This is a genomic window from Sphingomonas sp. SL1004 (genome assembly GCF_057815015.1).
Genome location: NZ_JBYMUX010000001.1, coordinates 13,273 through 33,658 on the forward strand (window position 1 = coordinate 13,273; position 20,386 = coordinate 33,658).

General features: G+C 57.2%; 26 protein-coding genes and 1 pseudogene. 13 read left to right on the top strand and 14 right to left on the bottom strand.

Annotated elements, in window-relative coordinates; translation table 11 throughout:
* Positions 1-47 precede the first annotated feature (47 nt).
* The 5 genes from yidC to AC3D24_RS00085 all read right to left on the bottom strand — a co-directional run bounded on the left by yidC (position 48) and on the right by AC3D24_RS00085 (position 3,124).
* On the bottom strand, positions 48-1,757 hold the full coding sequence (gene yidC, locus AC3D24_RS00065) for a membrane protein insertase YidC (protein ID WP_489027121.1): 1,710 nt from the start codon (positions 1,755-1,757) through the stop codon (positions 48-50).
* On the bottom strand, positions 1,754-1,999 hold the full coding sequence (yidD, locus tag AC3D24_RS00070; RefSeq protein ID WP_489027123.1) for a membrane protein insertion efficiency factor YidD: 246 nt from the start codon (positions 1,997-1,999) through the stop codon (positions 1,754-1,756). Before yidD ends, yidC begins: the two co-directional genes overlap by 4 nt.
* 178 nt (positions 2,000-2,177) lie before the next feature.
* The gene (rnpA, locus tag AC3D24_RS00075) at positions 2,178-2,534 is read right to left on the bottom strand and encodes a ribonuclease P protein component (RefSeq protein WP_489027125.1); all 357 of its coding nucleotides are present in this window, start codon (positions 2,532-2,534) and stop codon (positions 2,178-2,180) included.
* A gap of 56 nt (positions 2,535-2,590) precedes the next feature.
* Entirely contained in the window at positions 2,591-2,725 is a 135-nt protein-coding gene (gene rpmH, locus AC3D24_RS00080) for a 50S ribosomal protein L34 (RefSeq protein WP_031393806.1), read from the bottom strand.
* 87 nt (positions 2,726-2,812) lie between these two features.
* Complete coding sequence (locus tag AC3D24_RS00085; protein ID WP_489027127.1) at positions 2,813-3,124, bottom strand: hypothetical protein; 312 nt, start codon at positions 3,122-3,124, stop codon at positions 2,813-2,815.
* Between the two features lie 108 nt (positions 3,125-3,232).
* Here AC3D24_RS00085 and AC3D24_RS00090 point away from each other — a divergent pair.
* A pseudogene (locus AC3D24_RS00090) lies at positions 3,233-4,369 on the top strand (YifB family Mg chelatase-like AAA ATPase); the annotation flags it as partial.
* Positions 4,370-5,550: 1,181 nt separating this feature from the next.
* Here the strand turns inward: AC3D24_RS00090 and AC3D24_RS00095 are convergent.
* The 5 genes from AC3D24_RS00095 to AC3D24_RS00115 all read right to left on the bottom strand — a co-directional run bounded on the left by AC3D24_RS00095 (position 5,551) and on the right by AC3D24_RS00115 (position 10,182).
* Positions 5,551-5,718, bottom strand: a complete 168-nt coding sequence (locus AC3D24_RS00095; protein ID WP_489027129.1) for a hypothetical protein — start codon at positions 5,716-5,718, stop codon at positions 5,551-5,553.
* Positions 5,719-5,861: 143 nt separating this feature from the next.
* Complete coding sequence (locus AC3D24_RS00100) at positions 5,862-7,976, bottom strand: hypothetical protein (RefSeq protein WP_489027131.1); 2,115 nt, start codon at positions 7,974-7,976, stop codon at positions 5,862-5,864.
* A 480-nt stretch (positions 7,977-8,456) separates the two neighbouring features.
* On the bottom strand, positions 8,457-8,936 hold the full coding sequence (locus AC3D24_RS00105) for a hypothetical protein (RefSeq protein WP_489027133.1): 480 nt from the start codon (positions 8,934-8,936) through the stop codon (positions 8,457-8,459).
* A gap of 68 nt (positions 8,937-9,004) precedes the next feature.
* Complete coding sequence (locus AC3D24_RS00110; RefSeq protein WP_489027135.1) at positions 9,005-9,349, bottom strand: hypothetical protein; 345 nt, start codon at positions 9,347-9,349, stop codon at positions 9,005-9,007.
* A 371-nt stretch (positions 9,350-9,720) separates the two neighbouring features.
* A complete protein-coding gene (locus AC3D24_RS00115) occupies positions 9,721-10,182 on the bottom strand; it encodes a lysozyme (RefSeq protein WP_489027137.1) in 462 nt (153 codons plus the stop codon).
* Positions 10,183-10,315: 133 nt separating this feature from the next.
* On the opposite strand from AC3D24_RS00115, the gene AC3D24_RS00120 reads away from it, so the two are divergent.
* Complete coding sequence (locus AC3D24_RS00120; protein WP_489027139.1) at positions 10,316-10,690, top strand: hypothetical protein; 375 nt, start codon at positions 10,316-10,318, stop codon at positions 10,688-10,690.
* A 69-nt stretch (positions 10,691-10,759) separates the two neighbouring features.
* Here AC3D24_RS00120 and AC3D24_RS00125 read toward each other — a convergent pair whose 3' ends face one another.
* On the bottom strand, positions 10,760-11,110 hold the full coding sequence (locus AC3D24_RS00125; RefSeq protein WP_489027140.1) for a hypothetical protein: 351 nt from the start codon (positions 11,108-11,110) through the stop codon (positions 10,760-10,762).
* Positions 11,111-11,196: 86 nt separating this feature from the next.
* Here AC3D24_RS00125 and AC3D24_RS00130 point away from each other — a divergent pair, with 86 nt between their 5' ends.
* Positions 11,197-11,382 carry a hypothetical protein gene (locus AC3D24_RS00130; protein ID WP_489027142.1) on the top strand — a complete coding sequence of 62 codons (186 nt, stop codon included), beginning with the start codon at positions 11,197-11,199 and terminating at the stop codon, positions 11,380-11,382.
* 44 nt (positions 11,383-11,426) lie between these two features.
* Positions 11,427-11,996: a hypothetical protein gene (locus tag AC3D24_RS00135; RefSeq protein ID WP_489027144.1), complete on the top strand. Its 570-nt coding sequence runs from the start codon at positions 11,427-11,429 to the stop codon at positions 11,994-11,996.
* Positions 11,997-12,069: 73 nt separating this feature from the next.
* Here the strand turns inward: AC3D24_RS00135 and AC3D24_RS00140 are convergent, their stop codons facing one another.
* The gene (locus tag AC3D24_RS00140; RefSeq protein WP_489027146.1) at positions 12,070-12,363 is read right to left on the bottom strand and encodes a hypothetical protein; all 294 of its coding nucleotides are present in this window, start codon (positions 12,361-12,363) and stop codon (positions 12,070-12,072) included.
* Between the two features lie 119 nt (positions 12,364-12,482).
* Here AC3D24_RS00140 and AC3D24_RS00145 point away from each other — a divergent pair, with 119 nt between their 5' ends.
* The 3 genes from AC3D24_RS00145 to AC3D24_RS00155 all read left to right on the top strand — a co-directional run bounded on the left by AC3D24_RS00145 (position 12,483) and on the right by AC3D24_RS00155 (position 14,158).
* Positions 12,483-13,226 carry a hypothetical protein gene (locus AC3D24_RS00145; protein WP_489027148.1) on the top strand — a complete coding sequence of 248 codons (744 nt, stop codon included), beginning with the start codon at positions 12,483-12,485 and terminating at the stop codon, positions 13,224-13,226.
* A 55-nt stretch (positions 13,227-13,281) separates the two neighbouring features.
* Positions 13,282-13,869 (top strand): hypothetical protein, encoded by a 588-nt coding sequence (locus AC3D24_RS00150; protein ID WP_489027149.1) that lies wholly within the window; start codon positions 13,282-13,284, stop codon positions 13,867-13,869.
* A 103-nt stretch (positions 13,870-13,972) separates the two neighbouring features.
* On the top strand, positions 13,973-14,158 hold the full coding sequence (locus AC3D24_RS00155; protein WP_489027151.1) for a hypothetical protein: 186 nt from the start codon (positions 13,973-13,975) through the stop codon (positions 14,156-14,158).
* A gap of 172 nt (positions 14,159-14,330) precedes the next feature.
* On the opposite strand, the gene AC3D24_RS00160 is transcribed toward AC3D24_RS00155, so the two are convergent.
* Entirely contained in the window at positions 14,331-14,924 is a 594-nt protein-coding gene (locus tag AC3D24_RS00160; protein WP_489027153.1) for a recombinase family protein, read from the bottom strand.
* Between the two features lie 628 nt (positions 14,925-15,552).
* Positions 15,553-15,861, bottom strand: coding sequence for a hypothetical protein (locus tag AC3D24_RS00165; RefSeq protein WP_489027155.1), 309 nt, complete (start codon positions 15,859-15,861; stop codon positions 15,553-15,555).
* A gap of 191 nt (positions 15,862-16,052) precedes the next feature.
* Between AC3D24_RS00165 and AC3D24_RS00170 the strand changes: the two genes are divergently transcribed.
* The 6 genes from AC3D24_RS00170 to AC3D24_RS00195 all read left to right on the top strand — a co-directional run bounded on the left by AC3D24_RS00170 (position 16,053) and on the right by AC3D24_RS00195 (position 20,332).
* Positions 16,053-16,250, top strand: a complete 198-nt coding sequence (locus AC3D24_RS00170; protein ID WP_489027157.1) for a hypothetical protein — start codon at positions 16,053-16,055, stop codon at positions 16,248-16,250.
* 283 nt (positions 16,251-16,533) lie between these two features.
* Entirely contained in the window at positions 16,534-18,039 is a 1,506-nt protein-coding gene (locus AC3D24_RS00175; protein ID WP_489027158.1) for a hypothetical protein, read from the top strand.
* Positions 18,039-18,287 carry a hypothetical protein gene (locus AC3D24_RS00180; RefSeq protein WP_489027160.1) on the top strand — a complete coding sequence of 83 codons (249 nt, stop codon included), beginning with the start codon at positions 18,039-18,041 and terminating at the stop codon, positions 18,285-18,287. Before AC3D24_RS00175 ends, AC3D24_RS00180 begins: the two co-directional genes overlap by 1 nt.
* Positions 18,288-19,407: 1,120 nt before the next feature.
* Positions 19,408-19,737 (top strand): hypothetical protein, encoded by a 330-nt coding sequence (locus AC3D24_RS00185; RefSeq protein ID WP_489027162.1) that lies wholly within the window; start codon positions 19,408-19,410, stop codon positions 19,735-19,737.
* A complete protein-coding gene (locus tag AC3D24_RS00190) occupies positions 19,734-20,111 on the top strand; it encodes a hypothetical protein (protein WP_489027163.1) in 378 nt (125 codons plus the stop codon). Before AC3D24_RS00185 ends, AC3D24_RS00190 begins: the two co-directional genes overlap by 4 nt.
* On the top strand, positions 20,108-20,332 hold the full coding sequence (locus AC3D24_RS00195; protein ID WP_489027164.1) for a hypothetical protein: 225 nt from the start codon (positions 20,108-20,110) through the stop codon (positions 20,330-20,332). The genes AC3D24_RS00190 and AC3D24_RS00195 overlap by 4 nt, the downstream gene beginning before the upstream one ends.
* Positions 20,333-20,386 lie beyond the last annotated feature (54 nt).

Sequence of the window (20,386 nt, forward strand, 5' to 3'; positions counted from 1 at the left end):
CGGCGCGTCGGTCTGCTCGAGATCTGGACCTAAGTTAGGGACGTCGTTCACTTGGTCACCGGCACTTTCAGGCCCGGATGGCGGGCGTACAACAGCTTCTGCTGGATGATCGTCAGGCAGTTCGACGTGATCCAGTACACCTGGAGGCCAACCGCGAACGGCGCCATCACGAACATCAGCACCCATGGCAGCAGCTTGAAGACCTGCTTCTGCGTGTCGTCCATCGGCGTCGGGTTCAGCTTGAACTGGAAGTACATGCTGATGCCCAGGATGATCGGCACGACGCCGATCGCGATCATGTGCGGCGGCGTGAACGGCAGCAGGCCGAACAGGTTGAGCGGCGTCAGCGGATCGGGCGCGGACAGATCCTTGATCCACGCGACGAATGGCTGGTGACGCATCTCGATCGTCAGCATCAGCACCTTGTACAGAGCGTACATGATCGGGATCTGGAGCAGCGTCGGTGCGCAACCGGCGAGCGGATTGACGCCCTCGGCCTTGTACAGCGCCATGGTCTCCTGCTGCAGGCGGACCTTGTCGTCCTTGTGCTTTTCCTGGAGCAGCTTCGCCTTGGGCTGGACCGCGCGCATCGCCGCCATCGACTTGAACTGGCGCTGGGCGATCGGGAACAGCAGGCCGCGGATCGTTACCGTCAGCAGGATGATCGCGACGCCGAAGTTGCCGATCACACGGAACAGCCAGTCGAGATAATAGAAGATCGGCTTCTCGACGATCCGGAACCAGCCCCAGTCGATCGCATAATCGAGCTTGGCTACGCCGCCGGCCTGATCGGTGTAGCGATCGAGCAGGCGGACTTCCTTGGCGCCGGCGAAGAAGCGCGAGACCTGGGTGATCGCCTGGCCGGGCGCGACCTGCTTGGGCTGGAGCGCGTAGTCGGCCTGGTACGCCTTGTTGGCGCCGGCGCGGAACTGGCCGTCGAACGTCTGGCCCTGGTCCGGGATGATCGCGGTCAGCCAATATTTGTCGGTGAAGCCGAGCCAGCCGCCGGTGGTCGTAAACTTCTGCGCGGCCTCGTCGATGTCCTTGTAGTTTGGACGGTAATGCGCGCCGCCATTGTCGACCGACATCGGCCCGACATGGATCGTCATCGACGACGGATCCTTCGAGATCCCGACCCGGTTGACGAGGCCATAGGTGGCGACGGGGACGGGTGCGGTGCCGGCGTTGAGGACGGTCTGGCGGACCGTGAACATGTAATCCTGGTCGACCGCGATCTGGATGCGGAAGCGCTGGCCGGTGGCGTTGGTCGCGTCGAGCGTGACCGGCGTGGTCGGCGTCAGCGTGGTCGCGCCCGAGGGCGTCCAGACGGCGTCGGCGGCGGGCGGGGCCAAGCCCTGCGCGCGCCAGCCGAAGCTCGCGAAATACGCGTCGGGCGCACCGGCGGGCGAGAGCAGGCGGATCGGCGGCGAGTTCTTCGCGACGGTCTCGTCATAACCCTTGAGCACGAGATCATCGATCCGCGCGCCCTTCAGGTTGATCGAACCGGACACGCGGGGGGTCTCGATGCGGATGCGCGGGGTGCTGGCGATCACCGCGTTGCGATCGCCGACTGCGGCGGCACCGTCGGCGGCGGGATCGGCTGCGGGGTTCGCCACTGCCGTGGTCTTGCCGCCTTGGATCTTCGTGACCGGTGGATTCGCGGTCGGGAAGAACTTGCCCTGGATCAGCGGCCATCCGAACAGGATCAGCGCCGCGATCACCGCGAACAGCACGAAATTCTGCTTGTCGTCTTTCACAGGGCGGCGTCTTTCAATTTCTTGTCGATATCTGGGACCGGATCGGGGCCGTACCCGCCCCACGGATGGCAACGCGCGATACGCTTCGCCGCCAACCAGCCCCCCTTGAGCGCGCCATAGCGCCCAACGGCCTCTATTGCATAGGCTGAACAGGAAGGATCGTAGCGGCAACTCGATGGCAGGACGAGCGAGGGCCCGAGTTGCCAGCCGCGTGCGAGAAGGATGAGGAAGCGGGCTAGCATGATGCAGCCGAGCCTCGGAGACCCTTAGATTGTTTCCCCGCGAAGGCGGGGACCCAGACTGGGCTCTCGCCTTCGCGGGAGAACAAGGGGGAAGAGAACCGCTTCGAGTGAGACATTTCCACCCCGGCGAAGGCCGGGGCCCAATTGGGGAACAGAGGTAACGAGCCGCAGCCAGTCATCACGGCCGCTTTCCCAATTGGGCCCCGGCCTTCGCCGGGGTGGTGGCCTGTGCTGGGGTGGTGGTTTCTGCTGAGGTGTTAGAAGCAGCTTGCGGCGTGACCTTGCGGAACGCCTTACCAAGCTCGCTCCGCAACAAAGCGAAATCCCGCTCGACCCCGCCATTACGCCCGATCAAAACATGGTCGGCCCCGGCAACGCCGCGCTCCGCCAACAGCTCACGCGCCAACGCTCGCAACCGCCGTTTCATGCGGTTCCGGACGACGGCGTTGCCGATCTTCTTGGTGACGGTGAAGCCGATTCGCATCGTCTCGTCACCGTCATCGCGGGGGCGCATGAGCAGGACGAATCCCGGCATCGGTGCACGCTTCCCCGCATTCGCCGCGAGAAAATCGCGGCGTTTGTCGAGTATGGTTAGGCCGACAGCTTCTTGCGACCGCGGGCGCGGCGTGCGTGGATCACTGCCCGGCCGCCGACCGTCGCCATCCGTGCGCGGAAGCCGTGACGGCGTGCGCGTACCAGGTTGCTCGGCTGAAAGGTCCGCTTCATTGGTCATTCCCTAGGTCATCAAATAGAAAACGGCCGCCACGGGGACGGCCTTGATGGCTGGGCGCTTACGGAAAGGGCGGCGGTAAGTCAATTCGCACCCGTCGCGACGGGCGCGTTTTTGGCGACCTTGGCGCGCTCATGCCGACGCATGGCACTCTGCCGCCGCATCATCCGATCGACGAAATGCCCCGTTCTCGGCCAGCGCCGCTTCAACCGAGCCCATTTCAGCCGCGCCCACCGCGAGTTGCGAAGGATCAGCACCATCCCGCCAGCGAACAAGAAGATTCCCGCCGGCCCCGGGAGCGGCGCGAGGAGCGGCGCGGCAATGACCAACAGCACACCGATCACCAACTGACCGATACGGAGGAGGGGGGAGCGGACTGCTTTCACGGAAGGCATGTGGGTCCGGTGTATTAGGTTGGCAAGACGGCGATCTGCCGCTTGCCATTGCAGGCATGGCAAATCGGGTATGAATAAGGCGTGACGTCGTGTCGCGGGGGAGCGGGCATGGCGGCGATCGTTGCGACGGTGGCGTATCTCGGGCTGGAAGCGCGCGCGGTCGAGGTGCAAGTCCAACTGATTCCAGGACTTCCCGCATTCAACGTGGTCGGACTGGCGGACAAGGCGGTCGGCGAAAGCCGCGAACGCGTGCGCGGTGCAATTGCCGGCATGGGACTTTCTTTGCCGCCGAAACGCATCGCAGTGAACCTGTCGCCGGCCGATCTTCCGAAAGAAGGATCGCATTTCGATCTTCCTATCGCGCTGGCGTTGCTGGCGGCGATGGGGGTGGTCGATGCCGAAGCGTTGGCGGACTATGTGATCGTCGGCGAACTCGGGCTCGACGCGCGGATCACTGCGTCGCCGGGCGTCCTGTTGGCGGCGCTGCATGCGTCGGAAATAGGGAAGGGGCTCGTCTGCCCGGCGGCGCAGGGCTCGGAGGCGGCCTGGGCCGGCGAGATCGAGGTCATCGCCGCGCCCGACCTGCTGTCGCTGCTCAACCACTTCAAAGGCCACGGCCTGCTCAGCCCACCCAAGCCTGGCATAGCGGACCAGGCCGAGCACGGTCCCGATCTGCGTCAGGTGAAAGGCCAAGAGACGGCGAAGCGCGCGCTCGAGATTGCCGCGGCGGGCGCGCATAATCTGCTGATGGTCGGCCCTCCCGGCTCCGGAAAGTCGCTGATGGCCTCATGCCTGCCCGGCATCCTGCCTCCGCTCGACCCGGCCGAGGCGCTGGAAGTATCGATGGTCCAGTCGGTCGCCGGCACGCTCTCGGGCGGTCGCATGACCCGCACGCGCCCGTTCCGCGCCCCGCATCACTCGGCATCGATGGCGGCGCTGACCGGCGGCGGTCTCAAGGTCAAGCCCGGCGAAGTCAGTCTCGCGCATCTCGGCGTGCTGTTCCTCGACGAACTCCCCGAGTTCCAGCGTGCCGTCCTCGATTCGCTGCGCCAGCCGTTGGAGACAGGCACGGTCAGCGTCGCCCGTGCCAACGCGCACGTCACGTTCCCTGCGCGCGTGCAGTTGATCGCCGCGATGAACCCGTGTCGCTGCGGCCATCTCGGCGATGCGAGCTTGGCGTGTGCGAGAGCCCCAAAATGCGCCGCCGATTATCAGGCAAAGGTCTCCGGCCCGCTACTCGACCGTAAAGAGCACCTTTCAAGCATTTTTACCGTACTCGTGCTGCGTAGGGCGTTGGGGTAAAACCCGGCAGGAAATACCGAAAACCCCCAGAATTAGCGTCACAGCGCGCTAGAATTGAGGATCACATGGTATTTCACAACGCCCTTGTAGCGATCGTGAAAAGCGTACCTCCAGAGCGTCGATACCACGCGGCGATGTTCGCGATTGCCGTTATCGGGCTTCCAACGCTCGCGAGTTGCATCGTGATGGTCGTAAGAGCGATCTAGCCGCGAAGTTTCCTCTATAAGCGTTTCCACTGCCGTTCATCTCGACCATAATTCGGGAAGGATGGCAGTGAAGGCGTTGGTCGTATCCACTTTGGCCTCCCGCCGCAGGCTGAACATCGCAAGTATCCGGGCAGGCATTCCGCCGCCATATTCTTACGCTTAAAGTAGCACCATCGCGCCAGCACGAGCCGATGTACGACCCCCTTACGACCACACCCGGAGCATGTGCATTCGAGGTTAGCTTCGTGAGTAGTGTAGTCGCCAAGAGTTTTAAAACGAACGTTGCCCATCTGGTTAGAGAGAACATGAGGAGAACAAAAGCAATCTGATTCGTGATCGTTTTGCGAGGCATGCGCTCAGAACTGGGCCGTTTGCGGTAGTTTAAACCGTCCGTAAATAATTTTCCGTTCCCGACTCGTTCTCTTGCAAAGCTTGCACCCCGCTAAGGTCCACGCGTCGTCAATTAGGCGTTCGGCCAACCACGGCGTAAACGCGACGAACTGAGTCCCTTGAGGACCTTGCGTCACTCGGGGATTTGGCACAATCTCTTGGGGTTGCATTCGGGGGCGGACCCAATCGCTGGTTGATAAACCCTCGATGTGACTTCCGTGAAAGCGGAGACGGTAGGAAGGGCCTTGCAAGGGGCACAGCGGTATCGACTACCACGATGCGCGCATGTCTTGGGTGTGGAGCCTCACCCTTCCTACCGTCGTAAGTTGTAGTCCCGAATTCTGGAAAACGGCAAGCGGGATTTTCAACGAATACGACCTAACGCGATGGTCACTTTCTGTTCTCCCGTTAGAAGCGGCCATCTGTCAGGAAACTCAGGAAGGGCCTCGCAAGCGGCAAAGCGGCATCGATTACCACGATGCGCGCATGTTAGGGGTACAGCCCCGCCCTTCCGATTTCGTATCCGCTCTAGTCGTATATTCCGCGCTCACGCATCGCCTGCGCTAAGGCATCCAACCAAGGTACGCCGGGAACGCCGTCACTGGCCAGATACGCAGTCCGGATGGCTTTATCCGACATAGTTGCGATCCGTTCTTGGAAATCCAACGCCGTGGCTTCGGTCTCGTGGTCGTCCATCGCGGTTCCTCTATGATTGGGAACGACGCTTATCGATCTGTTGGGTTCCGAACCAAGGAACATCAACGCCGCCACCATTCCAGATTTAAAGTTCGTCATCATAGCCGGTATTTATCACCGGCTATAAGTTGGCGTGGTCCCGGTTACGAAGGTTTGTACGGACGGTTGTTCGTAGTCTGGTGATATACGAACCAATCCACACCCGCCGCGTTTGGACCCTTCGCCGTTTCAGCAACAAGTTTCTGTTGGAAGCGCTGTTCCGCCAACGTCACCGCGTTATCAAGATCGGTACCGGTCATCCCCATATCCTTGAGTAGGGCAGGACCCGCAAGAATCTGATCCATAGCTTGACCGTCGCGGGACTTGGTTGCGCCACCGCTGGTGAACGTATCCCGACTTGGTGCGGGATGTGCCGCCGCTACCGCTGCGAAGTCCTGCGGCAAGCTTGCCACGTTTCCGCCAGCCGCCTTAATCTCGGCAACACGCCAGTAGGGTGTCAGATAATCCGCATCACCGGCTATGTTGATCAGCGCGCCAGCCGTGACGCGTCCAACGATACGCTTGCGATGCATGGCCAAAAGCCATTCAATTACCGCCTTCGTTTTCGCCGTAGAACCCTTCAAGGCGTCGATGAAGCCAATCTTACTCGCAGCGTGAAGCGCGCTCAACCAATATCCGCTGTAGAAGTCGTGGCAGTGAACGCCGTCTTCCGTCAACTGAACCGGACCGAAGCGCGATGCGCCCGCGAAGACCGCCAATCGCTGATCGATATCACCACCCTGCATGATGTTTGCTGGCGGGTTCAAGAACCCCGGTGTCGCGTCATACCAAAGGTCGTAGAACCGTTCGAAGTCGAACGTGATGAAGTCCATCACTTCCGCACGGCTGTACAGACGATCAGAATTGGCCGATGCCGTCTTCCACGCCATGGCCGTTTGGAAGAACTTCCAAGCCGCGCCGCGCTCATAAAACTCGCTGTTCGAATCGTCCTTACCAAGGATCGCGTTGTCGTAAAGTTTGACCTGATCGAAGAACCGGTGACCCAAGAACGCAAACTCTGGCGTCTGGAACAGCAATGAACCCCAGTGTGGCAACTGGTGACCATGGGCTTCATCGATCATGTTGGTACCGAAGATCGGGCGATCCGAAGTCAGACCGAAGCCGGGAACCTTGACGCGCAACGGGCTGTTCGATTGCTGCCACTCATATGCGCGGCCACCTTGGACGTAATACGCTTGGCTTGCTGGCGTAGCTGCCTGTCCCGGTCCATAATAATGGTTTCGGGCCGTGATGTTGCGGCGCATGTTACCTTTGTAAAGCGGGCGGTTGCGTCCGTTCTCGAAGGTATGAAACGGATCGCTTACATAGCCGGTCAAGTAATCCAGCGCGATCTTCTTCATTGATAGGCCATCATGCGGACGCGTTGTGGCTACGTCGCGCGCATACTGTGCGACCATTTCCGGCATGATCTGGCGATCGTCACGAGTGCCGCCCGGTCCGGTGATTGGCGAACGACCCATTTGGTTGAACGGGGTGTAGCGCAACCAGATACCCGCGTTGGGGGATGCGCCTGAGTCGTTGTAGACGCCACCCTTCCAAGGGTCCTTCGTTGCTGAACCCTGTGCGATAATGTCGGTGTAGGTCGTAGGCTCGTAAGACATGACGCGGTAATTAGCGAAGCCGTTCGCCTGTCCATCACCGAACACACGAGCATCGCCACCGTTGACCGAGAACCCGGTCTTGGAAGCGAAGGGGACGCGCATGTCGTAAACCGGTACGTTGGCGTAAATTTGCGCCTGAGAGTAAGCAACCGGATCGTGGCTACGCCAGATGATACCCGAACGAGTTGTTCCGAACGGATGCCACTGGTTCGTGGCGGTGATGATCGCCACGCCACGACCGTCGTACGAACCCAGCGAAACGACTGGTTTCGATGTCGAGTTGAGCGGTTCACCGTTCGGCTTCTCGATACGCGCAAGGACCGTCCCCGCGCTGTCTTCGATGCGCCATTTGTGTGGGACCATGTACGAATCTTTGTTGGTCGGATCGCCAAACGGATTATTTGGCATCGTTGCAGCGTCCCAGTCGTAGCCGAACTGAAACTGGACATAAGTCCCGATACGAATGCCTTCGCAATAATAGTTGATGCCACCGATGTTTGGCACGGGACCTTGCGGAAGGACTTCCGTCCATGTCGCCTGTGATGCGTAAAGGCTTGCGTCTTCAAACTTACAGTTTTGCGCGCTTGGCTTGGTCATCACCAGATGGTTTGGATGTTCAACAGCGCTACCGCTGCTCCATTGCTACAAGCTTGAGAGACGACCGGGACACCCGATCATTTCTATTTAAGCTTGGGCAACGATTTCGATCGGATCGGAGTTCAGACATGGAAAAGGGGACAGCGTTTCCGCCATCCCCTCGGGTAAATTATTGAGTGCTAGAAGCGCACTGTTTGGCTGCTTCGGCAAACTCTTTGCCATGGAAGCTGCTAACCATCGATCCCGTACCTTGAGCCTTTATCAGGATCATAGACCGGCTTGCGGCATTTCCCGGATAGTTGATGTAGGTTTCGGTCGCGGTCTTGTAGACCTGTGGTCTACTATCAATGCCGGATTCGAATAGTACACATCGTTCTACGTCAGCAACCGTTCTTTGACTGGTAATCGTTGCTTCGGCTCCATCGTTAAGCGTCCTCTGTAGGAACGTTGGTCCGATCAAGAGTAGGGCCGCTGCGAGGATCATGCGCCTTTGGCCGCTTTCCGCGCTTCGATCGATTGGGCGAATTTGGCGCGACGTTCTTCGCTCCAACCCTTACCACCGCCAGCCGACGCAGTGCGTGGAGTCTTGATCTTCACCGTGTGGCCGCTTGTCGTCTCGCTGGACAACTCTTTGTCAAACTCACCCGCGTTGACCGCTTCGATCATGTGATTGATGAACGTCACGAAATGCTCGCTCGGGATGAAGAGCGTGGTCTGGCCGTTCACGACCAAGGGGGCGGAGTCCTTGCGTACCGGCGAAAACGAAACCACGCCATTGGCCAGCCGCCACCACTTCGCCCCACCACCGCGAGTGCTCTCCGTGGCGGAAAATTGCGTCTTGGTCGTTTCTAGCCGACCGACAACCCACGCGCGATCGCGGGCGGGGTCATATTCTTTGCGGTCAAACGTCTCTTTCAACTTTGGATCGATCAACGCGTTCAGCTTTTCGAGAAACGACATTCCGACTACCTTTCTAAAAAGTGGTAGGTCCGCCCCTGATCGGGAACTTAAAGCTTGTCAAATGGAACTTAACCGTCATCTTCATCGGAGGTTAGCTCCGCTGCAACAATAGCCGCCGCCGTCGTTGCACCTACAATCGCAATGCCAGTGGAATCATCGTCCCCATCTTGGTCACAATGATGATGGTGATGGTGATGATGAACCACGTCTTGTGTACGTGTCGTTCTTCCACGCATCGATAGCGAGGGCGGTCTTCCGAGGTTCAGCGGCTTATTCGGCTTCCCCATACTCCAGCGCATCAGCCGGTAAATCAAGATGATTGGCCACGCGATAACGCCAACCACAATGGCAACGCAGAAGATGGCGAGTAGAACGACGATCGCGTGCCAGATGAACCATAGAATGGTTGTCACTGAAAGAATCTCCTTGCAACCGGTATCGCAGCCCCACCACATACCAACAATGATAAATTAATGTGATTAGGGCAATGGGACCCAATGATTCTCGCTCTGTTACTGCAATCCGCTTCGGTCGCCGTTATGCCCGCCGATCGCCCCGGCTACCTATCCGCCGCCCTAAATCGATGTGAAGACGACCCGAGAGTCCGCGCTGCGAGTATCGCGGAATTGCCCGAGCGGGACCGTCCCGTTGTGACGATGCTTTGTGAGGCCTACGACGCCGGTTCACGTTCCAAGGAACTAGACCACGCGGTAGACATGATGAACGCGGCTGCGGACGGAGTACAGGAAGCAGTTGATTGCAAAATTCGCGATTTTGACAGCAGTCAGAAACCGTAAAGCCGCGCCTCGGCTGCACGACGACGGGTAAGGCCGGGAAGGGCTCGACCAGCAGCCTTGTTCCAACGTGCGAACTCAGCTTTCGCCGCTACGGTCTGGCCAGAAAGGTGTTTCTTCAACAACGTGGACGATTGAAGATTTCCAAGGCCGACGTTGTACGCGAACGACACTAGCGCATCAAACTGGCTTTGCGTTGTCGGTGCTTTCACGATCAGCGCACGGACACCAAGCGCGAAGCTTGCAATATCCTGTTTCAACCGGGCATCGGCCTGCGCGAGGGTCCAAACGACGCCTCGCTTGATATCCTTGCCGGTCGAGCCGTAGCCGATGGTCCATGGATCGCCACCGGAGCCGGGATCGGGATAGGCCTTGAGGGATAGGCCCTCGAAGGATTTGATTAGGTCGTAGCAGGCTTGCGAGGGGATTAATGGTGTGGATGATTGCGTCATCACTATTTAATCAAAGACGATTTTGCCGATCGGTAGGTTGGTTACAATGAACTTGTGGTTCGCTGTGGTTAGTTTCGCTGTTCTTGCATTAAAACAACAGTCCGGTTAACAGTCGTACTAAGGAGACTGATTAATGTTAACCGACCAAGAAATAGAAGCGGCCAAGCTTCGGTTGAAGCCCACTGCTGACATATTTCACGAGCACAATGACTGCATTCGGCTCGCGTATGAATGGCTCGATGCGCAAAAAACGATCGCGTCGCCGAACGGGAAATTTCGCGCACTTAAGCACATCATTGAGAAATGGGCCGGGCGCTACGTTAGTCAGTCTGATGTCGAAGTTGCAGCTATTCTGCATCCCCGTATCTCTGGTAAGTATGCAGACTTCAACTTAAGCGCTCGGTTGGTTCTGCCGAACGATCGCCGCTTGGCGGGCATTGGCGAGGCGCTGACGCAAGGTCAGCGCGACCGCATCGACCTGAGCGTCTATGGTGACGTGGAAAAGTAGATTGCTACACCGGGAAGGTCGTATCACTACGATCTTCCCGGCGCTGTCCATCTATCCGCCTATCGACGGTTAGTCGTCGAGATGCTTTGCGCAGTAGCCGCACATCTCGGCAGCGCTATTTTCCTCGAACTCCTCATTAATGATAGCGGAGAATTCGGCGCGGTCGAACATGCCAAGGTCTATATCGCCTTGGGTGATCTTGTAGTTGCCAAGCTTGTAAGCCCCTTCGACATCGCCGTTGCCTTCGAAGAGGTCTCCGTGAATAGGACACGACTTCAGTGCGCCAGACTGAACAAGAATTCCACGGGCCACGCCCGCCAAGTCCTCACGTTCCATCATCATTCTCTTTGCGCCGCCCATAAAAAACCCTTTGTGCAAAAATTTTAGTGAACAAATGCAGATGGCGATGCTCGAAAACATTTCAAGCTCGTCAGTATGATTAAAACTGGGTGGCAGGCGACACCGGGTTGCGGTAGCCTCTGGCCTCAACCGTAAGGAACGCACCTATGTTCATCGTCGGCACCGGGTATCAGCTTACGTTCGGCAACGATCAGGACGCTGAATACAAATACGGATACGTGAAAAGCTACAACCATCCGCTCATTCTCTTCCTCGACAACCACTCCCGGAAAGAGGTCATCTACAATCTTGGATCGTCCTACTTTCTGAAGGCGGAGGTTTGGAATGGTTGAACGTATCGTGGCATCCGTTACCCATTCGGGGCAAGGGCGTTAAAATGAGAGTAGATTGGGATGCGGTAAGCACGGAATTGTCCACTGCGCAGGTTGAGTCCGCCTATTCGCCGGTAGGGCGCTTCGTTCTAATTCACACTCAGTTTGATTTACTTATTGGGCGGCTGGTGACCGCATTTTCGGGGTTGGGTGACAATCAGGTTGCTCAGCACTTAGTCCATGCTTTGGATGCTATCACAAAAAAGAAAATCGTTGAAAGTGTCGCCAGTATATATGGAAGTGACCCCAACGGATTGGTCCCCGACTACAAACCCATGCCGGAACTTCGAGCGCGCCTGAAAAAAGTGGCGCAGGCTTTCAACGATGCTTCCAAAATTCGGAACGTTCTTGCGCATGGTACTTTGGGACGGCTGGATGAACGTGTTTTCATAGGCTCGATGTCCGCCGCATCGTTCTTCAAGAACACTGGTGGCGCGGAGTCATGGGTTTTTATCGACGCGATTGATGATCATGTTTTGAAAATGCTGTCTGCGATGGATGAAGGTCGCGATATGCAACGCGACTTTAAACGTGCCCATGCACTCGCTGTGGCAGGCCAAGAGCAAGATAGGTAAATTGAGTGCCAATCTGCTTTAGTTTGTATTCGTAAGATGGAGGTTTAATCGATATTTTATTGAGATGCGTAGTTTACCAGATTATGTGGACGAAATGACGGCCATGCTTGGCCTGACGCTTGAACTCTTTAATGTGTTCGTCAACCAACTTGGAAATACGTTCTTCTTTGGCCCAAAAGTTTGTGCGCTGTTTCAGATTCGCTAACATAACCATGGGGTCATCATCGAAGCACGACGCTGCAAACCGACACCAAGCATTGTCGGCGACGATCTGGTCGCGGCCATAGCGATCGGACTCTCTCAAATCACTCACCTCGTTGGTAAGGCGGTCGAGGTAAGTTTGTGCGGTGATAATCTCATTTGTCATGATCAACCTACGATCCTCCAACCATGCTGGTTCTAAGCCCTGATCAGCGACGTGAGGGGGCAAGGGTGGGCAACCGCCGCGATGGGTCCTATCGTGACTTAAGAAGCTCGGGGGCGCTAATGGATTTTCCTGAATTTACCGATCTAGGCGCGCTGGCGGACGAACTGGCCAAGCGAGGGGATGTCAAGCTTCGCGCATTTATGACGCAAGCTTGGCGGGTTCAGTCATGCCTTGGGGACATTCGGCAGGCTATCGATTGCATGGACGCCTTAACGGCGCTGGTTGACCGCCCGAAAAGTGAGGATACGGCGGCGCGATTGGCAACTGAACGCGCTCTGATGACTACGATAATCATGCTCTACGCGCGTGCCACCTCGACAAGCACTAGCAAAGGCGAACGTGGGTCCATCCAACTAGATAAGGACCGGCTTAGTGAATCTGAGTGGGCGGACCATACGGCAATCGTAGATGTGCGGAATCAAGCGATGGCACACGTTTACACCTCGCGCTCACTGAGCGACCACGATTGGCACCGTGAGAAGTTTTTTGCGATCCACATTGGCGGCGGTGTTTGGAAGCCCGCATCGGCGACCAACCAAACTGGATACCATCAAGCCACCGCCGACCGTCTGTCGCGGATGTTGCCAATTGCCCAGCGCGAATTGAAGGCGAAGTTCGATAAGCGAATGAATGCCGTATCTAAATTGATCAACGACGACGTGAAAGGCGGGGCGTTGTTCAAACACGTGTTCAACCCTGTCCCCGTGTTCGGTAGTGAAGAGGGTGTTCGATTGGTTCTTGGCGGTGCGCCGCAGGGGGAGTCTGCGTTCTGGATCAATGAAGGGGATCGACGGGCGGGATAGGTTTGGCCGTGGATGCGGAATATCATGGCGTCGCGGGGCTCCGGGGGGGTGCGATTTGGGGTGGTTAGGTGACGTCGAATGGGCGGCGTGGGCTCAGGCGGGGGCGGCGCTCGTTGCGTTAAGTTTCGGTCCGACAGCGCTGCAATCTATCTGGAACCGGTTCTACTACAGTTTCACGGCGGTATCGAAACCGCTGGATATCAAGGTAAAGGACGGCGCTGATCGATGGACAATTACGATCCGCAATCGATCCGAGCGAATGCGCTCACTGGAAACTTTGATCTATCCAAGGCGTCCCGGTAATCTCATTGCCTATGCCGCAGTAGAAACCGGGAACGACGGCGGGCTGCAAATAGATAGCGCGGTGTTGGAGAGCGGGGCGTTGCGCCTCAAGACATCGAGGTTTGGGCCTAAGCGCGAAATAGGAATCGTGATAACATTCGTCGGCGCGGACATTCCCCGGTTTGACCAGAAGCCGGGAATGCTCAAGGCCAAGCTCGACGTAATAACCTATCGCGGACGGGCTGAGAAAAGCGGCGTCGTTCTCTTGGGGCATACCCGCTTGATGATGTTGATGATGAATTTCATTGCCGCAACGGCCATCGTCGTTGGGCATATGATCTACGTTGAATTGTTCGGCTGACCGGGCTTCCGGCTCCGAGCTTCGTGCAGTGCCAATGCGGTCTTGAGGGTTGCGCGGGAGGTGTTGCGCGGTATCGTGATCTGTCGAGGGCAGGGGAGGCACCATGACTGGTAAAAAGCTATTTTGGATCATATTCGGGGCGATCGTTGCTGCGCAACTGTTCGTTGCGGTCGTATCAGCCGGGGTCACGATGCTTTTCGCCAAGGGCATAATCAACATTGACGAAACGCGACCATCCAGCATCGAAGCGCCACGGTTCAGGTCTGAACAGGCTGCGCCAAACAATTGAATAGGAATGGGGGAAATTGTGGAAAGCTACATTCTCGTAAGCGCGGTTATCAGCATCATATTGGCGATCTGCGTCATTGCCACTGCGACAAACACGTCCAGAACGAACGATTACCTAAAGGCCATTCTTGAGGAGTTGCGCAAGCGGCCAATGTAACTGGCGCGGACCGGGATCACAGTCCCGGTCCATTCTCCCGAGCAAACCGCTTCACCGACGACAGCGATATGTCGAAGTGCTGCGCAGTGTCCGCGATCGACGCATGGTTGGCCTTGCGCCACGCCACGACTGCCGCCCCATCGGTCTCGGATGGCCGTCCAAGCGATGCCTTGCCACGATGGGTCTTACCGGTCTTCTCAAGGCTTTCCTTGGCCAGTGCACGACCACCGGCCGCACGAGCGATGATACGGTTCCGCTCCATCTGCGCAAACTGCGCGAGCAACGTGAGGATAAGCTCGCCAGTCTCACCCTCGGTATAGCCCAGACCGTGGACGTAGAGGCGTACACCTTTCGTTTTGAAGTGATCCCGGTAGGTTTGCTGAACATCGATGCTGTCACGTCCAAGGCGGTCAATGGCGGTCACATAGACCGTATCCCCCTCACGCATAAACTCCACCATCTTGGCAAAGCCGGGACGCTTGGTGGCGATCACCGAGCCCGACGTGGCCGCGTCGTGGTACTCCCGATCGAACGTCTGTCCGAGCGTATGGCGTTGAGATTCGATCGATTGATCTGCCGTGCTAACCCTGAAGTATGCGATGTTGGCCATGATGGTCCCCTTGGTCTATAAGTTACAGGGGTATTTATGCGCCATGGTCCAAAACCATGTCAACTATCTTATGAACCATGCGGGGCGATCGTAATCGGCATGGTCCACAACTAGTAAGTTTTAGACCAACGCGCACCAGCTTCACCGGCAACGCCAGCGATACCGCTGTCTTTACGGTCACCCTTTGGTCCTTGGATGCCATCGGGGCCGGTAGGTCCACGATCACCACGAGGTCCGATTTCACCCCGGTCACCACGTGGGCCGGTGTCACCAGTACGGCCATCACTACCCGGAAGGCCACGATCGCCGGTCGGACCGATCAGACCTTGGATACCGATGTCGCCCTTCGGTCCCTCGGTACCCGGCAAACCGTCTAGGCCACGGTCGCCCGCATCACCCTTCGGTCCAATCGGACCAATAGGTCCGGCATCGCCTTCAACGCCGTCGAGACCGGGAAGACCGTCCAGACCGTTGCGACCGTCTAGGCCGGGAGGTCCCATCGGTCCCGTGTCGCCACGATCGCCTTTGTCACCCTTCACACCGATGGTGGACGGCTGCGCTTCCAAGATCAGGACGTTGGGGAGGGGAGGGGTTACGAAGAACACGTCATCCGTGTTGTCGGACGCGCTCACTTGGGTTCACCCTTGTAGCCGTCCCGCTGGATCGCTCCACGCTTCAACACAGTCGGAAGGCCGGTTTCGTCCACAAGCGCGAACTGAGATGGCACGGTCGGAAGCTTTTCAACGTCCGAGCGCGTCAATGTCAGACGCAATGACGTTGCTTCGATTGGATCGGCAGGAAGTAGGAGGCGCAAGCCTGCGGCGGGTACTTCGAAGTAAACCGTGGCGGCAGAAAGATCGATGATCGATCCGTCCACGATAGATTTGATCAGCGCGGAATATCCCTCGCGACCATGAATTGTGATGTTGGTGTCCATCCGTTATTTATGACGGGGGACGAACCAGCCATCCGCTTGGCACGATGGTGGCGTAGGTCGGTTTTAAGCCCGTACAGCGCGTCAATTGCGTGCCGTGCCACGTCCATGCCCTCCGGGGGTATGTTAGCGCCTGCGGCGAGCATTCATGGCGGTTTGAAATCGATTTCATTCGGTTGGTGGAGCCGAAGGCGATGGAGATCGATCCAACATTAAGTTTTCGATATGGCTACCACTTCACCGAAGCCATCGAAGATATCGCTGCGCGATCTATTCGCCGCCATCGGTTCGTGAAGAAAACGATTCATCTTGTTGGCAGCGCACTCCCGCAGGTCGCTTGCAACCATCAATCTGGAATCGCTTTCTTGATTTGGAATTCCTTTTCGGATTGAAAAACGAAGTCGAGAAACGCGTAACACGACACCTATTATAGATTTCTATTGTTACGGGATTAAACCGGCACGGCACGGGTTAAAATCGGCGGGAAACTGCCATTCTTAAACTGCACGAGATCAAAACCGTGGCGATCTTATCGCGGCGGGTTTGGTCGATTGCCCGTGGGCGCTTGCCGCACGCGGATGACACTTTCAAAGATATTGACACGGATTGTACGACTATGACTAAATACCCGTAACAAGAGTTAAACGAACCTTGTATCAACTGTTACGGAGAAACATGCGGATTCAATATTACACAGCGCCTTGCGGGGCAGGAAAGAGTTTTCAAGCTGCCCAACGTATGATCAATTGTTCGGGGCGCTATCTTGTCGTTCGGGACCGTGTTGCGGCTATCGGGGAATACGCTGGTCTACTGTCCAACATGGCAGCGAATGCCGGTGTGTCGATCCCCATCGCGGTCATCACCAACAAGCGTGGCGCGAGCGTACGGCTACAGGTCGAGGATATTCCGAACGACTACGGTTGCTTGGATCATGTCATCGTCCTGATCACCCATCGCGCCATGATGATGTCTGATTTTACCGGGTTTGCCGGGTGGTCCATCATCATCGATGAAACTCCAGTCGTCTTGGATCGCCAAGATTTGCAGACCAGCCAATCGAGCGCGTTCTTCGAGCGCAACTACGATTTGGAACCTATCCACAAGTCGTGGGCAAGCGTGACGTTGAGCCGGGAGGGATGGGAGACCACACCAGCGGATTTGGAGCGTGATGATTGCTTCCGTCTGTTGCGCACGTTCCACGAACGCGTCACCGCTGCCACTGCGCTGCCCGAAGACTGCAACCAGTCCATGGTACGTCGATCGCACAAGCATGAACCGAGCCGTCGAGCCGTGGTTGGCAATCTCATGGACTGGAGTGAGATGGAAGATGGTCGGCGTTGGACGTGGTGGTCGTTGTGGTCGCCCCATCAACTGGACGCCTTTTCGACTGTCGAGTTCATGGCGAACGGGTTTGACCAGAGCCTTACGTTCCAGATGCTGCGTAATCTGAATCCGGACATCCAGTGGGTAGAGGTCCCCCTGACATCATCGCGGACGTTTGCCGAGCGCACGGTCCGTATCGAGTTCTTCGCGAAACAGCACGAGGCGTCACAGTCGCTGTTCGATACCGAGGAAGGCAAGGCCAACCTGAACGCCATCGCAAAGTATCTTCGGAACCGTGACCAAGTGTGGATGTGCAACGATCGCCATGCATCCGATCTGATTGGAACCGGTGGCGTAAAGCTTAGTCCGCTACAGGCTGGATCGAACCAGTACGCGGGATACCACGCCGCCACGATGCTGTATTGCGCGAAGCCCAACGCCGAAGCGCGATCGGTGATGAACTTGCTTGGCGTCAACTCGGACGTGTGGACGCACTCCAACGAGTACGAACCCATCCTTCAATTCGCGTGTCGCACGAGCGTCCGTGATCCAGCGTCCACGGAAACCGTCACGTTGACCGTCTATGACAGTGGCCAAGCCGACTATCTGGCCAACTACTTCGCTGCCCAGCCTCATTGCGTGGTCGAGATGGAGTACGTTGACCTTGGCATCACGGACGAAGAGCGGAACCGTGGGCCGAAGGCCGTGGACCTGTCTGTCGAGGAAGCCGACGCCAAGGCGGTGGCGGACCGGGCCAAGCGTGCTGCTGCTGCTGTTGCCCGTCGCGCCAAAGAGCGTGCCGAACGTGAAGCCAAGGGTGATGTTAGGAAGCCGGGTCGTCCGAAGGCGGTGAAGTGATGGCGCGCTTCACCAACACGTTCCCGGTCAATCCCGCGTATGTCCTGATCCCTATCCATCCTCTGAAGCCGATATTCACCGGGATCATGGCCACCGCGCTCGCCCATCTCGGGATATCCTCCACGAAGTACGAATTGACGATCGACGCAGATGGTACGCCGCAATTGTCGATGAAGCGCATCTCGGACGTGGTGCGGGTTGCGTCGTATCTGCACAACCATGATGCGAGGAAGCGCCGGAAGCGATGATCAGTACGATGACCATCAGCACGATCACCGCAATCGTCGTACCGAACGCGTTGCCGAATACGCCGCAACGAGTTGCCGACCAGTCAACGTATTAGCCAACGAGTTGTTGAAGGAGTAGCCGCAGACCAAGCCGAACCTTTGCCAACCAACTTGCACCATGTAAGCAACCTTCACGCAACATCATGCAACGTCCTCGCAACGCCAACGAAAAGTAGGATGAAGCCGCCAATAATACGCGCAGAGCGAATTGACGCAGCGTTTAAACGCAGTTGTTACGAACGCAGTTTGACAGTCGAACGGACTGTTTTGTTTCCGACTAAGGCGGAAAAGCGCGTCATAGTTGACGCGACGGTCAACAAAAAACACTGCCACCATGGCAGTTCTTGCACTTTACGCTTGCGGTCGGTCCGGTTTGGGAGGTAGGTGGACTAATCCGGGGCCGGTTAAACCGAAACCCCGGATCGTCGGAGGGTAGGGCTGCAACCCGATCCCCTCGATGTTCAATCTTTATACCACGGGCCGTGGAGAAAGAGAGAAACCCATGTGGCAAGCCGCCTTATTAGTCGGTGCCGGATGACTGGCCTATAAGCAAGGTGGAGGCGTGCGTCTAGTAATAGATTGCACGCCTTCATTCGTTTTCACGGTCAACGATAGAAACATATGGCCTTAACTGTTGCCGATCCTGTATAAATAGAATGTGCGCGGTTGATGTTCTCCTAACCCGTCCTGCGCGCTGATCGACCCAAAGGGTTGATGTCGAAGCCCGGTTGTGCCGGGACGTGGCCACACTCTTGTCCAGCCTATCCACCCCGGCTTCCCGCAATCTTCCAAAGAAAAAGTGGTAGAAGATTCTTCTTGTACCGGTCATAGAATCGTGTAGAAGCGGCGTTGCAAGTTCGGCGCGCTTCGGTCGAACTTTTTATGGGGCGCTCTCTGAGCGTGTACGAAAAGCAAGCGTGGCCTGAAAGAATGGTCGACAAGCCGGGTAATCCCGGTGTGGGTTTTACCCGCCATGCTGAGCCGGACGCCGGGTATCGTCTTAGAAAGCCGTATGGCTTCTCGAAAATAGACGCGGGCGGATTTTTGATTTTTTCAGAAACCCGAACCCGAGGACCGTCCAGTGACCGAATTTCTGTACAACGATTTTATCACCGACCGCATTCTGGCTGTCGCCGAAGCCAATGTGAATGGCGGAGGCTTGCCGCATGATTGGTCGCTTCGCGTCAAGTTTGATCTTCCACGTTCGAGGAAGACGTTTTCCTTCGTTCGCGAAGACGCAAAGGTGACCGTGCTACTGGACTGGACCGATCCAGACCCGGCAACGCACAACTTTAAGTTCTCCAGTAATCTGCATGACCACGAGAAATCGTCATTTCAGGCGATGTTGTCGGAAGCTTTGCACGAAGATGCTGCCGAACCCGCGACCTTCGCCGGGGAGATGGACCAGTGACCGTCTCCACGGACCTTGCCGAGATGCTCCACACGGAGTTGGAGTATCTTCACGAGGATCGCGCGCGGACCGATGCCAAGATCGAAGCCATCACGCTGTTGTTGGACACCTATACCCGACCAACCACGACGTTCACCGCCGATGCTGCGCTTGAGCATGATGCCCGCAAGCATGACGCCGAGAACGTACCGTCCAAGCCACGGAAGGCACGATCGACGCGCAAGAGCCTTCGGGTTGGCCTGAGTGCTGCCGAACTGTCCATCATCCGGTCCAGAGCGGCGGAAGGGGAAAGCTACGAGGAACTTGCCGGGGAGTTCTCAGTGTCGAGGTCCACGATTGGAAACATTGTGACGCGGCAGGGGTGCTACTCATGAAGACGTACAGCGAAGACGTAGTGGTCAACACCATCGCGGAGTTGTCCGATTTCTCCGAACTGCAACAGGAAGAAATGGTCGCGACCACGATCATGATGCTGGTGAACGATCGGGAGAGAATGCGGGATTACGGCCATGCCGACTGTCTCGCTTGTCGCACCAAGCTTTCCGTGATCGACCAAACAATCAGCGAACTGAAAGCGATGTTTGAAGACGAGTAGTTCGGCAAGTTTCTTTCGGAAGGGTATTGCGGACAGGTAGTTTGGGGTTGATGT